This is a genomic window from Kitasatospora sp. NPDC059577 (assembly GCF_042735475.1).
Classification (GTDB): Bacteria; Actinomycetota; Actinomycetes; order Streptomycetales; family Streptomycetaceae; genus Kitasatospora.
In genome coordinates this window covers 7,440-20,322 of sequence record NZ_JBHWBZ010000098.1, presented here as the reverse complement: position 1 = coordinate 20,322, position 12,883 = coordinate 7,440, and the positions used below count along the sequence as shown (strand labels likewise).

General features: G+C 73.8%; 12 protein-coding genes and 2 tRNA genes. 8 read left to right on the top strand and 6 right to left on the bottom strand.

All coding sequences use genetic code 11. The features are described from left to right. Nucleotides 1-13 precede the first annotated feature (13 nt). From ACFV0O_RS39755 to ACFV0O_RS39745, 3 genes are all read left to right on the top strand, one after another. A tRNA-Met gene (locus ACFV0O_RS39755) sits at nt 14-87 on the top strand. Between the two features lie 188 nt (nt 88-275). Next, nucleotides 276-349: transfer RNA gene (locus ACFV0O_RS39750), tRNA-Met, on the top strand. A 367-nt stretch (nt 350-716) separates the two neighbouring features. Next, nucleotides 717-2,690, top strand: coding sequence for a tetratricopeptide repeat protein (locus ACFV0O_RS39745; RefSeq protein ID WP_360259503.1), 1,974 nt, complete (start codon nt 717-719; stop codon nt 2,688-2,690). A 75-nt stretch (nt 2,691-2,765) separates the two neighbouring features. On the opposite strand, the gene ACFV0O_RS39740 is transcribed toward ACFV0O_RS39745, so the two are convergent. After that, complete coding sequence (locus ACFV0O_RS39740; RefSeq protein WP_360259500.1) at nt 2,766-3,191, bottom strand: Fur family transcriptional regulator; 426 nt, start codon at nt 3,189-3,191, stop codon at nt 2,766-2,768. A 105-nt stretch (nt 3,192-3,296) separates the two neighbouring features. Between ACFV0O_RS39740 and ACFV0O_RS39735 the strand changes: the two genes are divergently transcribed. Next, nucleotides 3,297-4,772, top strand: a complete 1,476-nt coding sequence (locus ACFV0O_RS39735) for a catalase (RefSeq protein WP_380349424.1) — start codon at nt 3,297-3,299, stop codon at nt 4,770-4,772. Nucleotides 4,773-4,871: 99 nt separating this feature from the next. On the opposite strand, the gene hisN is transcribed toward ACFV0O_RS39735, so the two are convergent. From hisN to ACFV0O_RS39710, 5 genes are all read right to left on the bottom strand, one after another. Beyond that, nucleotides 4,872-5,669 (bottom strand): histidinol-phosphatase, encoded by a 798-nt coding sequence (gene hisN, locus ACFV0O_RS39730; RefSeq protein ID WP_360259495.1) that lies wholly within the window; start codon nt 5,667-5,669, stop codon nt 4,872-4,874. 131 nt (nt 5,670-5,800) lie between these two features. Further along, nucleotides 5,801-6,124, bottom strand: coding sequence for a DMT family transporter (locus ACFV0O_RS39725; RefSeq protein ID WP_380349421.1), 324 nt, complete (start codon nt 6,122-6,124; stop codon nt 5,801-5,803). A 130-nt stretch (nt 6,125-6,254) separates the two neighbouring features. Then, nucleotides 6,255-7,307, bottom strand: a complete 1,053-nt coding sequence (rsgA, locus tag ACFV0O_RS39720; RefSeq protein WP_360259490.1) for a ribosome small subunit-dependent GTPase A — start codon at nt 7,305-7,307, stop codon at nt 6,255-6,257. A gap of 15 nt (nt 7,308-7,322) precedes the next feature. Continuing rightward, complete coding sequence (gene aroA / locus ACFV0O_RS39715) at nt 7,323-8,672, bottom strand: 3-phosphoshikimate 1-carboxyvinyltransferase (protein WP_360259487.1); 1,350 nt, start codon at nt 8,670-8,672, stop codon at nt 7,323-7,325. A gap of 234 nt (nt 8,673-8,906) precedes the next feature. Further along, nucleotides 8,907-9,632, bottom strand: a complete 726-nt coding sequence (locus tag ACFV0O_RS39710) for a M50 family metallopeptidase (protein WP_360259486.1) — start codon at nt 9,630-9,632, stop codon at nt 8,907-8,909. Nucleotides 9,633-9,779: 147 nt separating this feature from the next. Here ACFV0O_RS39710 and ACFV0O_RS39705 point away from each other — a divergent pair, with 147 nt between their 5' ends. The 4 genes from ACFV0O_RS39705 (at nt 9,780) to rsrA (ending at nt 12,677) form a co-directional block, all read left to right on the top strand. Beyond that, a complete protein-coding gene (locus ACFV0O_RS39705) occupies nt 9,780-10,532 on the top strand; it encodes an SOS response-associated peptidase (protein WP_380349416.1) in 753 nt (250 codons plus the stop codon). Between the two features lie 22 nt (nt 10,533-10,554). Then, on the top strand, nt 10,555-11,190 hold the full coding sequence (locus ACFV0O_RS39700) for an alpha/beta family hydrolase (RefSeq protein WP_380349413.1): 636 nt from the start codon (nt 10,555-10,557) through the stop codon (nt 11,188-11,190). A gap of 333 nt (nt 11,191-11,523) precedes the next feature. Next, nucleotides 11,524-12,267 (top strand): sigma-70 family RNA polymerase sigma factor, encoded by a 744-nt coding sequence (locus tag ACFV0O_RS39695; RefSeq protein WP_380349411.1) that lies wholly within the window; start codon nt 11,524-11,526, stop codon nt 12,265-12,267. Next, nucleotides 12,264-12,677, top strand: coding sequence for a mycothiol system anti-sigma-R factor (gene rsrA, locus ACFV0O_RS39690; protein ID WP_380349409.1), 414 nt, complete (start codon nt 12,264-12,266; stop codon nt 12,675-12,677). The genes ACFV0O_RS39695 and rsrA overlap by 4 nt, the downstream gene beginning before the upstream one ends. The last annotated feature ends 206 nt before the right edge of the window (nt 12,678-12,883 follow it).

Here is a 12,883-nt window from a genome sequence, read left to right as displayed (position 1 = left end):
GTTCACCTACCGACGCGGGGTGGAGCAGCTCGGTAGCTCGCTGGGCTCATAACCCAGAGGTCGCAGGTTCAAATCCTGTCCCCGCTACAAAGGCCGGAGGCCCGGAGGATTCTTCCTCCGGGCCTTCGGTGTTTCCCGGAGTTCTCCGGTGCTGCCCGTGCCCGCCGGTATCCCGCCGCTCCGGTGGGCGGGCGTTCCCGTTCGGACGTGTGCGGGGCCCCGGATGATCACCCGGACGGACCCCTGTCGTTTCCGTGCTATGGTTCACCTACCGACGCGGGGTGGAGCAGCTCGGTAGCTCGCTGGGCTCATAACCCAGAGGTCGCAGGTTCAAATCCTGTCCCCGCTACAAAGGCCAGAGGCCCGGAGGATCCTTCCTCCGGGCCTCTGGTGTTTCCCGGAGCGCTCTCGTCCGTAAGCGGTGGGAACCGCTCCGGTACTATCGACCGTCGCCAAGGAGGACGGCAGCGGGGTTTGTGGGGTGGAAGTGTCGGGAAATCGACAAAGCGCCGAAGCAATTTCGTCGGCTTCGGGTCGGCCCCGCTCGAATTCGGCCGGGGCAGGTGTACGCGGGTAGCAGGTGATGCGACGATGGGACACACGGGGGACGGTGCACGGCTGCTGATCAGCCGTCGGGTCCGGCGCCTCTCCTGGGAGTCCCCCCGGCCGCAGGCCGGGGAACGATGCCGCGACACTCTGGGGGAGCGGGAGTCGGCATGAGGCTTATCGGCAAGTCAGGCGCCAAGTCCGCGGCGGCGCCCGAGGCGGACACCGACGCCTGGGCGGAAAGCCCCGAAAGCCCCGAGAACCGCCCCGGGGCCCTGCCGGCCCAGCGCACCAGCGGCCTGTCCGAACGCCCCACCCCGGGCTACGGCCCCGACAGCCTGGTCCACGTGTCCACCCGTCAGTTCGCCGCCGCCGTCGGCGCGTACGGGGAGCAGCCCGGGGAGGAGCCGCCCTCCGGCGCCGCGCTCGACCCGGCGGGCCTGGACCCGACCAGCTTCGAGACCGCGCTCGCCGCCCGCGAGTCCGCCGCCCTGGAGGCCCGGCACCGGCAGGCCGCCGACGGCGGGGACCCGGACGCCGCGACCCGGCTCGGCACCCTGCTGCTGCGCCGCGGCGACCTGGAGGACGCCGAACCGTACCTGCGCGCCGCCGCCGCGGCCGGGGTGCGCTCCGCCGCCAACAACCTCGGCGTGCTGCTGCACCAGCAGGGCCACCGGGCGGAGGCCGGCCAGTGGTGGCGCCAGGCCGCCGTCGCGGGCAGCGCCCCGGCCGCGCACGCGCTCGGGCTGCAGCTGCGCGACCAGGGCGAGGAGGAGGCCGCCGAGTACTGGCTGCACTTCGCCGCCGACCACGGGCACCCGCTCGGCGCCTACGCGCTGGGCGACCTGATGGAGCACCGGCGGGACGTCCGGGCCGAGCGCTGGTTCAAGGTCTCCGCCGACGCCGGGCACCGGGAGGCCGCCTACCGGCTGGCCCGGATGCGCGAGGCCGCCGGGGACAAGGACACCGCCGAGGCCTGGTACCGCACCGCGGCCGCCCGCAGCCACGCCCGCGCCGCGCTGCGCCTGGGCGTGCTGCTGGAGGAGCGCGCCCGCACCGAGCAGTCGCTGCTGGACGAGGCGGCCCGCTGGTACCGGCAGGCCGCGCAGAACGGGGAGCCGCGCGCGGCCTGCGCGCTCGGCTTCCTGCTGCGCGACGCCGGGGACGTCGCGGCCGCCGCCGAGTGGTGGCAGGAGGCGGCCGAGGCCGGGGACGGCAACGCCGCCAACGCGCTGGGCGCGGTGCACGCGAGCCGCGGCGAGGCCAAGGAGGCCGAGCGCTGGTACCGCGCCGCGCTGGACGCGGGCGACCAGAACGGCGCCTTCAACCTCGGCCTGCTCTGCGCCGGCACCGGCCGCGAGCAGCAGGCCGAGCAGTGGTACCGCCGGGCCGCGTACGCCGGGCACCGGGAGGCCTGCAACGCGCTGGCCGTGGTGCTGCTGCAACGCGGCGACGAGTCCGGCGCCGAGCCGTGGTTCTCCAAGGCGGCCGAGGCCGGCAGTGTGGACGGCGCCTTCAACCTGGGCGTGCTGCACGCCGGGCGCGGCGAGCAGCGGCAGGCCCAGGAGTGGTACGCGCGGGCCGCCGCCGAGGGGCACGGGGAGGCGGCGCTGCAGCTCGCCGTCGTCCAGGAGCAGCGCGGCAACCTGTCCGGGGCGCTGGAGCGCTACCGGCAGGCCGCGGCGGGCGGCTCGGCGGAGGGCGCGTTCCGGCTGGCCTCGCTGCTGGACCGGCGCGGGGACGCGGACGCCGAGGCCGAGCACTGGTACGCGCTGGCCGCCGACGCCGGGCACCGGCGGGCGCAGGTGCGGATGGGCGTGCGGGCAGCCGAGCGCGGGGCGCTGGAGATCGCCGAGAGCTGGTACCGGCGGGCCGCCGAGGCCGGCAGCCGCAGCGCCGCGTTCAACCTGGGGCTGCTGCTGGCCCGGCAGGACAGGGAGGCCGAGGCGATGCTCTGGTACACCCGGGCCGCGGACGCCGGGCACGGGCGGGCGGCGCTGCGGCTCGCGCTGCTGGCGCTGCGCCGGGGCGAGCCGGTGCAGGCGGAGAACTGGTGCCGGCGGGCGATCGACTACGGGCCGGCCGAGGTGGCGGAGCGGGCCGGGCGCCTGCTGGGCGCGCTGCACGCCGAGCTGAGCGCGTAGCGGGCGTCCGGCGGCAGGTCAGGGCCGGGGCCCGGGCCGGTACGGGGGCGCCGTCGGTGCGAGCGCGCCGGCGGCTCAACCGCCGTGCTGCGGAAGGCAGTCGGGGCACAGGCCGCGATAGGTGACCTCGGCGGCGGTGACCGCGAACCCGAAGCGCTCGGCGGCGGGCAGCGCGGCGAGCGGGTCGCCGTGCGGGTGGACGTCGCGGATCGCGCCACAGCCGGAGCAGACCAGGTGCTGGTGGGCGCGGTGCGCGTTGGGGTCGTAGCGCCGGGCGCGGCCGTCGGTGGCGAGCTCCAGGACCTCGCCGAGGGCGACCAGTTCGCCGAGCGTGTTGTAGACGGTGGCGCGGCTGATCTCGGGCAGCCGGGCCGCGGCGCGGGCGTGCACCTCGTCGGCGGTGAGGTGGACGTGTTCGCCGCCGAGGACCTCGGCCACGACCCGCCGCTGCGAGGTCAGCCGCCAGCCGCGTTCGCGCAGTCTCTCCAGCAGGTCGTCCATGTCCACCAGATTAAGTCACCGTCCGGGATTGATTCCAGTGTTGACTTGGACAAAGTCCAAGTTAGGATCGTGTCATCACGACCGGACCCCGTGGAGGCACCCGTTATGACCACGCAGGACGAGCTGCGCCCGACCCTCACCACGGAGGCGGGTGCCCCCGTCGCCGACAACCAGAACACCGAGACCGCGGGCACCGGCGGCCCGGCACTGATCCAGGACCAGCTGCTGTTCGAGAAGCTCGCGCACTTCAACCGCGAGCGGATCCCGGAGCGCGTGGTGCACGCCCGCGGCGCCGGTGCGTACGGCACCTTCACGGTCACCGCCGACGTCACGCCCTGGACCAGGGCGGCGTTCCTGTCCGAGGTCGGCAAGCAGACCGAGGTCTTCCTGCGCTTCTCCACCGTGGCGGGCAACCTCGGCGCGGCCGACGCGGTGCGCGACCCGCGCGGCTTCGCGCTGAAGTTCTACACCGAGGAGGGCAACTACGACCTCGTCGGCAACAACACCCCGGTGTTCTTCATCAAGGACGCCATCAAGTTCCCCGACTTCATCCACACCCAGAAGCGAGACCCGTACACCGGCTCGCAGGAGGCCGACAACGTCTGGGACTTCTGGGGCCTGTCGCCCGAGGCGACCCACCAGGTCACCTGGCTCTTCGGCGACCGCGGCATACCGGCCTCCTACCGCCACATGAACGGCTACGGCTCGCACACCTACCAGTGGCAGAACGAGGCCGGCGAGCACTTCTGGGTCAAGTACCACTTCAAGACCGACCAGGGCATCCGCAACCTCACCCAGGCCGAGGCCAACACCCTCGCCGGCGAGGACCCGGACAGCCACCAGCGTGACCTCCGCCGGTCGATCGAGAGCGGCGAGTACCCCAGCTGGACGGTGCAGGTCCAGATCATGCCCGCGGCCGACGCCGCGGCCTACCGCTTCAACCCCTTCGACCTGACCAAGGTCTGGCCGCACGCCGACTACCCGCCGGTCGAGATCGGCCGGCTGGAGCTCAACCGCAACCCCGACAACGTCTTCGCCGAGGTCGAGCAGTCGGTCTTCTCCCCGGCGCACTTCGTGCCCGGCATCGGCCCGTCCCCGGACAAGATGCTCCAGGGCCGCCTGTTCGCGTACGCCGACGCCCACCGCTACCGGGTCGGCATCAACGCCGACCACCTGCCGGTGAACCGCCCGCACGCCACCGAGGCCCGCACCAACGGCCGCGACGGCCACCTGTACGACGGGCGCCACGGACGGCAGAAGAACTACGAGCCGAACAGCTTCGGCGGCCCGGTGCAGACCGGCCGTCCGCTGTGGGCCGCCACCGCCGTCGACGGCACCACCGGCACCCACGCGACGCCCGCACACGCCGAGGACGACGACTTCGTGCAGGCCGGCACCCTGTACCGGCTGTTCTCGGAGGACGAGAAGCAGCGGCTGATCGCCAACCTGGCCGGCTTCATCGCCAAGGTCTCCGCCGACCGCGAGGACATCGTGGAGCGGGCGGTCGACAACTTCCGCAAGGCCGACGCCGACTACGGGCAGCGGCTGGACGCGGCGGTCCGGGAGCTGCGCAAGCAGTAGCACCCGGCCCGGATGAACGGCGGCCCCCTCGACCGGCTCCCACCGGCCGAGGGGGCCGCACCACGTCGGCGCGGCGTCGGACGCCCGGCCGGCGCTGCGTCAGACGCTCAGTCGGCGCAGCGTCTCCTCGTGCAGCAGGCCGTTGGACGCGACGGCGTCGGCGCCGCCCGGACCCGGGACGCCGTCCAGGCCGGTGAAGCGGCCGCCGGCCTCCTCGACGATCACGCAGTTGGCCGCCATGTCCCACAGCGACAGCTCGGGCTCGGCGGCGATGTCGACGGCGCCCTCGGCGACCATCATGTAGGACCAGAAGTCGCCGTACGCGCGGGTGCGCCAGCAGGCGCGGGTGAGGTCCAGGAACGGGTCGAGGCGGCCGCGCTCCTCCCAGCCGGTGAGCGAGGAGTAGGAGAAGGACGCGTCCTCCATCCGGGAGACGCCGGACACGTGGATCCGGGAGGCCTTCGTCAGGCTGCGGCCCGCGAAGGCCCCGAGGCCCTTGGCCGCCCACCAGCGGCGCTGCAGCGCCGGGGCGGAGACGATGCCGACCACCGGGCGCTCGACGCCGTCCGGGCCGTCCTCCAGCAGGGCGATCAGGGTCGCCCAGACCGGGACCCCGCGGATGTAGTTCTTGGTGCCGTCGATCGGGTCGATCACCCAGCGGCGCGGGCCGGAGCCCTGCAGGCCGAACTCCTCGCCCAGGACGGCGTCGCGCGGGCGGGCGCGCTGGAGCACGCTGCGCACGAGCTCCTCGGCAGCCTTGTCGGCGTCGCTCACCGGGGTGAGGTCGGGCTTGGTCTCGATCTTCAGGTCGAGGGCGCGGAAGCGCTCCAGGGTGACCGAGTCGGCCGAGTCGGCGAGGACGTGGGCGAGTCGGAGATCGTCGTGGTAATCGGCCATGCCCGAAACCCTAGCGAGCCAGCCCCGATCGACACAGCCGGGCTCGCGGAGCGGGACGGAGCGGTGTCGGGCCCGCCCGCACCGCGCAGGCGGCTCCCCGGGCGGGAGCCGGCGCCGTGCGCGCCGGGACGCTAGTGCGCCGTGCCGCTGAGCTGGAGGCCGATGACCCCGGTGATCACCAGGGAGATCGAGACCAGCTTGAGCACCGAGGTGGTCTCGTCCAGGAAGACCATGCCGTAGACGGCGGTGCCGGCCGCGCCGATGCCCGTCCACACCGCGTAGGCGGGGCCGACCGGCAGGCTCTTCAGGGACAGGGTGAGCAGGCCGAAGCTGCCGAGGGCGAACGCGCAGAAGCTGATGGTGGGCCAGAGCTTGGTGAAGCCCTCGCTGAGCTTGAGGTTGATCGCGAAGCCGGTCTCCAGCAGGCCTGCCAGGACCACCAGGGCCCATGCCATCGCGTGCCCTCCCAGTGGATCGACGGTCGGACCGTGCCCGGCCCGACCTTCCTATGATCACCAGGCGGGCGCCGTCCGACACCTCGAACGGGCCGCGAACCCCGCCGCACAGCGGCGGGGCGCGCCGGACTCAGTCGAGCTCGCCCTCCTTGCTGGCCAGCAGACGGCGCAGCGAGTAGAGCCGGGCGGCCTCGGCGTGGCCGTCGGCGACCCAGGCGTCCAACGCGCAGTCCGGCTCGTCGTGACTGCACGCGCGCGGGCAGTCGACCGTACCCGGCTCCAGGTCCGGGAAGGCGAGGATGACCCGCGACGGGTCGATGTGCGAGAGGCCGAAGGAACGGAAGCCCGGGGTGTCGATCACCCAGCCCGGGTCCAGCGCCTTCCGGGAGCCCGGCTTGACGCCCGGCGGCGGGGGCAGCCGCAGCGCGAGCGCCGACACGGTGGTGTGCCGGCCGCGGCCGGTGACCGCGTTGACGCGGCCGGTCTGCCGCTGACGGTCCGGGACCAGCGCGTTGACCAGGGTGGTCTTGCCGACACCGGAGTGGCCGATGAACACCGTGGACCGCCCGCGCAGGTACTCCCGGACGGCCTCGGCGCCGGTCGTCTCCAGCTCGTCGCGGCGGGTGACCACGTACTGGATGCCGAGCGTGGCGTAGGAGTCCAGCAGCGTCGAGGCCGGGGCGAGGTCCGCCTTGGTGAGCACCAGCAGCGGCTCCATGCCCGCGTCGTAGGCGGCCACCAGGCAGCGGTCGATCAGCCGCGGGCGCGGCTCCGGGTCCGCCAGGGCGGTGACGATGGCCAACTGCTCGGCATTGGCGACCACGATCCGCTCGTACGGGTCGTCGTCGTCCGCGGTGCGCCGCAGCACCGAGCTGCGCTCCTCGACCCGGACGATCCGGGCGAGGGTGTCGGCGTCCCCGGAGAGGTCACCGACCAGATTGACCACGTCACCGACGACGACGCCCTTGCGGCCCAGCTCGCGGGCCTTCATGGCGATGATCTCGCGCTCCTGCTTGGTGCCCGGGTCGACCAGGCAGGTCACCCTGCCCCGGTCGACGGTCAGCACCATCGCCTCGGCGGCGTCCTCGTGCTTGGGCCGGATCCTGGTCCGCGGCCGGGAACCCCGGCGGGCCGGGCGGTTGCGGATGTCGTCCTCGTCGGCGTCCTTGCCGTAGCGGCGCATGTGCTCAGTCCCCGCTCAGACGTCCGCCGTCGTTCCGTCCGCGCCGCCCGCCCCGCCGAGCAGCTCCGCCCACATCCCCGGGAAGTCGGGGAGGGTCTTGGCGGTCGTGGCGACGTTCTCCACCCCGACACCGGGCACGGCGAGGCCGAGCACCGCGCCGGCCGTGGCCAGCCGGTGGTCCTCGTAGGTGTGGAAGACCCCGCCGCGCAGCGGGCGCGGACGGATCCGCAGACCGTCCTCGGTCTCCGTGACGTCGCCGCCGAGATCGTTGATCTCCTTGGCGAGCGCCGCGAGCCGGTCGGTCTCGTGCAGACGCAGGTGGGCGATGCCGTACAGGTGGGACTCGGAGTCGGCGAGCGCGGCGACCGCGGCGATCACCGGGGTCAGCTCGCCCACGTCGTGCAGGTCCGCCTCGATGCCGTGGATCCGGCCGGTGCCGGTGAACTGCAGGCCCTCGTCGGTGAACTCGCAGGCGCCACCCATCCGGGTGTAGATCTCGCGCAGCTGGTCGCCGGGCTGGGTGGTGTGCTTGGGCCAGTCCCGCACGGTGACGCGGCCGCCGGTGACCAGGGCGGCGGCGAAGAACGGCGCGGCGTTGGACAGGTCCGGCTCGACCACCAGGTCGCGGCCGATCAGGGCACCCGGGGTGACCCGCCAGACGTCCTTCTCGCCGCCGTCCTCAGGGGCGTCGACCTGGGCCCCGGCCAGACGCAGCATCTCGACGGTCATCCGGATGTGCGGCAGCGACGGCACCGGGCCGCCCACGTGCCGGACCTCGATGCCCTGGTTGTAGCGGGCACCGGACAGCAGCAGGGCCGAGACGAACTGCGACGACGACGAGGCGTCCAGCTCGACCGGGCCGCCGTCGAGGGAACCGGTGCCGTGGACGGTGAGCGGGAACGCGCCGCGGCCGCCGTCGTCGATCCGGGCACCGAGCGCGCGCAGGGCGTTGATCACGCCGTGCTGGGGGCGCTCGTAGCAGCGCGGATCGCCGTCGAAGTGCACCGGGCCGTCGGCCAGGACGGCGAGCGGGGGCAGGAAACGCATGACCGTGCCGGCGTTGCCGACGTCGACGGAGGCCGGACCGCGCAGCGCGGGCGCGGGGAAGACCCGCCAGGCCTCGCCGCCGCCGGTGCCGCCCGCGTCGTTGTTGACCGTCTCCTCGATCGTGACCCCGAGGGCACGCAGGCCGTCGGCCATCAGCTGGGAGTCGCGGCTGCGCAGCGGGCGGCGCACCCAGCCGGGCTTCTCGGCGAGAGCCGCCAGCACCAGGGCCCGGTTGGTGACCGACTTGGAGCCGGGGATGGTGACGGTGGCGTCGACGGGGCTGGTGGCGACGGGGGCGGGCCACGGGGTCTCGGTCATGTGGCAAGTCTAGGGGCCGTACCGGAACGGGCTGCTAATCGCCCGCTCGCCTCCGGGGCGCTCGGACCCGGTGCCGACGGTCGGTGCTCCCTCGCTCGTGCCTCGCTCCCTCGCGGTCTCCCTTTCGGTACCGGCGCGCCCCTTCGGCTCGGGGCGGGGTTCGCCCGCTCGCCTCCGGGAGGCTGCTCGGGGCGGGGTTCGCCCGCTCGCCTCCGGGAGGCTGCTCGGGGCGGGTCAGTGCAGGGGCTGGAGCAGCCAGCTCGCGCCGAGGGCGAGGCAGGCGAGGGCGACGAGCAGGAAGACGGTGACCCAGGCGAGGGCGGGGACGTGGGTGAGCCGGGCGAGCTGGTCGGCGTCGGAGTCGCGGGCCCAGCCGATGCGGCGCTGGTGCTGCAGCTCCAGGACCGGGCGGACGGCGCCGAAGAGCAGGAACCAGCAGCCGAGGTAGGCGAAGCCGGCCTGGACCTCGGCGCTGCCGAACCAGGAGACCAGGAAGAAGGCGCCGCCGGCCACGAGGACGGTGAACAGGCCGAAGGCGTTGCGGATGCGCAGGAGCAGGGCGAGCAGCAGGAGGATCACCAGCCAGAGCAGCAGGGTGATCCGGTCGGCGGCGAGCAGGGCCGCGCAGCCGAGGCCGAGCAGCGCGGGGGCGGTGTAGCCGGCGGCGGCGGTGAGGACCATGCCGGGGCCGGTGGGGCGGCCGTAGGAGAGGGTCAGGCCCGAGGTGTCGGAGTGCAGCCGGATGCCGGCGAGCTTGCGGCCGGTGACGAGCGCGACCAGGCCGTGGCCCCCCTCGTGGGCGATGGTGACGGCGTTGCGGGCGACGTGCCACAGCGGGCGGGCGAGGACGGCGAGCAGGGCGGCGCCGCCGGTGGCCAGGACCAGCCAGCCGGGCGGGGCGGACTGGGTGCCGGTGACCTGGTCCCACAGGGCGCTCAGGGTCTGGTCGTCGGTGCTCATCGGGTCTTCCCGCCTCCTCCGCTGCGTTGGGCCGTTCGGGGCAGCCTCCCATGCGGGGACGGGCGGGCGGGAGCGGGCGGTTCTGGCCGGGGCATGAGGATGCGGTGAGGAAGTGGCGGGGACGGGCGGCATGGCAAGCTGGCCCGCATGTGCGGTCGGTTCGCAGCCAGCAGCAAGCCCGAGGACATCGTCGAGCTGTTCGACGTCGAGCAGTGGGACCCGGAGGAGACTCTGGAGCCGAACTGGAACGTCGCGCCGACCGACAGCGCCTTCGTGGTGCTGGAGCGGATGGGCCGGGAGCAGTCGCGGGCCGTGCGGCAGTTGCGGGTGCTGCGCTGGGGGCTGGTGCCGCAGTGGTCGAACACCGCGGAGACGGCGGTGAAGATGATCAACGCCCGGTCGGACACCGTGCACGAGAAGCCCTCGTACCGGCAGGCCTTCGCCGCGCGCCGGTGCGTCCTGCCGGTGGACGGCTACTACGAGTGGCAGACGGTGCCGGGCGAGCGGGGCAAGGCGCGGAAGAAGCCGTACTTCGTCTCGCGGGCGGACGGCACCCCGCTGGCACTGGCCGGGCTGTACGAGTTCTGGCGCAACCGGGCCGTGCCGCCCGGGCACCCCGAGGCCTGGCTGGTGACGTTCACGGTCGTCACCACGGACGCCGAGGAGTCGCTGGCGCCGATCCACGAGCGGATGCCGCTGTTCCTCGACCCGCCGGACTGGGACGCGTGGCTGGACCCGAGGCTGACCGACCCGGACGCGCTGCGCCGGCTGCTGATACCCCCGCCGCCCGGCGCCCTGCTGGCCACCCCGGTGTCGCCGGCGGTCGGCAGTATCCGCAACAACGGCCCGGAGCTCAAGGATCCGTGGACCGAGGTCGAGTACGAGACCACCCTGTTCTGAAGCACTTGGGAGCCAAGCGGAGATGACCACCGAACTCGTCACCACCGAGGCCGGCGAGGCCCGGATCACCCACCACCGGGCCGCCGAGCCGAAGGCCGTCCTGGCGCTCGGGCACGGCGCGGGCGGCGGGATCGAGGCCCGCGACCTGGTGGCGCTGGCCGGGAGGCTGCCGGCCCGCGGGATCACGGTGGCGCTGGTCGAGCAGCCCTGGCGGGTGGCGGGTAGGAAGCTGGGCCCGGCGCCGAGGACGCTGGACCTCGGCTGGCGGCCGGTGGCCGAGCACCTGGCCGGGTCGGGACTGCCGCTGGTGGTGGGCGGGCGCAGCGCGGGGGCGCGGGTGGCCTGCCGGACGGGGGCGACCACCGGGGCGGTGGGGGTGGTGGCGCTGGCGTTCCCGCTGCACCCTCCGGGCAGGCCGGAGAAGAGCCGGGCGGAGGAGCTGCTGGGGTCGGGACTGCCGACGCTAGTGGTGCAGGGCGGGCAGGACCCGTTCGGCGGGCCGGAGGAGTTCCCGCCGCTGCCGGCGGGGCACGAGCTGGTGGCGGTGCCGTACGGCGGCCACGGCTTCGCGGTGCCCAAGCGGGCGCCGGTGGGGGAGGACGAGACGCTGGACCTGATCTGCGCGGCGGTGGGGGACTGGGTGCTGCGGCTGCTGTGAGGCCGTGGCCGAGGCTGCGCCGCCGTTGCCGTTGTCGTTGTCGTTTCCGTGAGCAGGGAGTTTCCGATCGCTCACCCGTTCGGGTGGATGGCGGGCGCGGGCGGGAATGCGGGCGGGGCCGGTGTGGTTGACATGCTCGTCAGCACGAACCACCGGTGAGAGGCAGGGCAGATGGGTTCGATCGCGTGCCCCGAACGGCCAGAGGAGCGCGAGGCCGCCACGGCGTTCGCCCCCTCCTGGCCGGAGTGGATAGACGCGGGCGAGAAGCCCGTCAGCCCGATATCCTCCATTTCTGGGCGGCCCGCTGTGGGCCGTGGCCGTCATGCCGAGGAGGTGGGTCCGGTCGTCGGGACCGAGCACGAGGCCGAGCCGGGCCGTGGCCCGGACGAGGTCCGGCCTGCGGGCGAGGCGCTCACCGGTGAGGAGCTGGCCGAGGCGATCGGTGAGGACACCTACCGGGTGTCGGCGCAGGAGAGCGAGGAGGCCCGGCGGGAGCGCTTCGAGCGCGACGCCCTGGGCTACCTGGATCCGATGTACTCGGCGGCGCTGCGCATGACGCGCAACCCGGCCGACGCGGAGGACCTGCTCCAGGAGGCGTTCGCCAAGGCGTACGCGTCGTTCCACCAGTTCCGCGAGGGCACGAACCTCAAGGCCTGGCTGTACCGCATCCTCACCAACACGTTCATCAACTCGTACCGCAAGAAGCAGCGGGAGCCCCAGCGCACCGCGGCGGAGGAGATCGAGGACTGGCAGCTGGCCAGGGCCGAGTCGCACATGTCGACCGGTCTGCGCTCGGCCGAGACCCAGGCGCTCGACCACCTCCCCGACAGCGACGTGAAGGACGCGCTCCAGGCCATCCCGGAGGAATTCCGGATCGCCGTCTATCTCGCGGACGTAGAAGGCTTTGCGTACAAGGAGATCGCGGACATCATGGGTACTCCCATCGGTACGGTGATGTCCCGGCTGCACCGCGGCCGCCGTCAGCTGCGCGGCATGCTGGAGGATTACGCCCGTGAGCGCGGGCTCGTCCCGGCCGGCAGCGGGGCAGGGCAGGAAGCGAAGGGCTCGGGCTCATGAGCTGCGGCGATCCGCACGACACCGAGTGTGGCGAGGTCCTCGACCACCTCTACGAATTCCTCGACAACGAGATGGCCGAGGGCGACTGCGCCAAGCTGCGTGTGCACTTCGAGGAGTGCTCGCCCTGCCTGAAGCAGTACGGGCTGGAGCAGGCGATCAAGGCGCTGATCAAGCGCTCCTGCGGGTGCGACGACACCCCGGCCGACCTGCGGAGCAAGGTGCTGGCCAGGATCGACTCGATCCGGGCCGGGCAGCGCTCGGGCGAGCAGGTGGTGGTCTCGGTGGAGGCCTCCGTCGAGGTGCACGCCGAGAACGCCCGGCCGGCGCCGAGGCCGGCGAAGGGCGTGGCGGGCGGGGAGCCGGCCGAGCGCCCCGGCGCGACGGTCGAGGCGGGCGCCCCGGCGGAGTGACCGGCCGGGCCCGGCCGGGTCCGTCAGCCGTCCGGCCGTCAGCCAGTGGTCGGTCTGTCAGCCGTCCGTCAGCCAGCCGCCGTCCGTCGGCGAAGGCGGTCCGGGCAAGGAAGTTCAGCGGCCCCCCGCGCCCCCGGGCCCCGCGCCCGGGGGTCGCGCAACGCGCAGGCGGCCGCCGTCGCCTCGACCACCTCGGCCCTCCGGTC

Coding starts and splice junctions, on each gene's coding strand:
- rsrA (WP_380349409.1), top strand. CDS start 12,264: ATGAGCTGCGGCGATCCGCACGACACCGAGTGTGGCGAGGTCCTCGAC.
- ACFV0O_RS39735 (WP_380349424.1), top strand. CDS start 3,297: ATGACCACGCAGGACGAGCTGCGCCCGACCCTCACCACGGAGGCGGGT.
- ACFV0O_RS39740 (WP_360259500.1), bottom strand. CDS start 3,191: ATGGACGACCTGCTGGAGAGACTGCGCGAACGCGGCTGGCGGCTGACC.
- rsgA (WP_360259490.1), bottom strand. CDS start 7,307: ATGCGCCGCTACGGCAAGGACGCCGACGAGGACGACATCCGCAACCGC.
- aroA (WP_360259487.1), bottom strand. CDS start 8,672: ATGACCGAGACCCCGTGGCCCGCCCCCGTCGCCACCAGCCCCGTCGAC.
- ACFV0O_RS39700 (WP_380349413.1), top strand. CDS start 10,555: ATGACCACCGAACTCGTCACCACCGAGGCCGGCGAGGCCCGGATCACC.
- hisN (WP_360259495.1), bottom strand. CDS start 5,669: ATGGCCGATTACCACGACGATCTCCGACTCGCCCACGTCCTCGCCGAC.
- ACFV0O_RS39710 (WP_360259486.1), bottom strand. CDS start 9,632: ATGAGCACCGACGACCAGACCCTGAGCGCCCTGTGGGACCAGGTCACC.
- ACFV0O_RS39705 (WP_380349416.1), top strand. CDS start 9,780: ATGTGCGGTCGGTTCGCAGCCAGCAGCAAGCCCGAGGACATCGTCGAG.
- ACFV0O_RS39725 (WP_380349421.1), bottom strand. CDS start 6,124: ATGGCATGGGCCCTGGTGGTCCTGGCAGGCCTGCTGGAGACCGGCTTC.
- ACFV0O_RS39745 (WP_360259503.1), top strand. CDS start 717: ATGAGGCTTATCGGCAAGTCAGGCGCCAAGTCCGCGGCGGCGCCCGAG.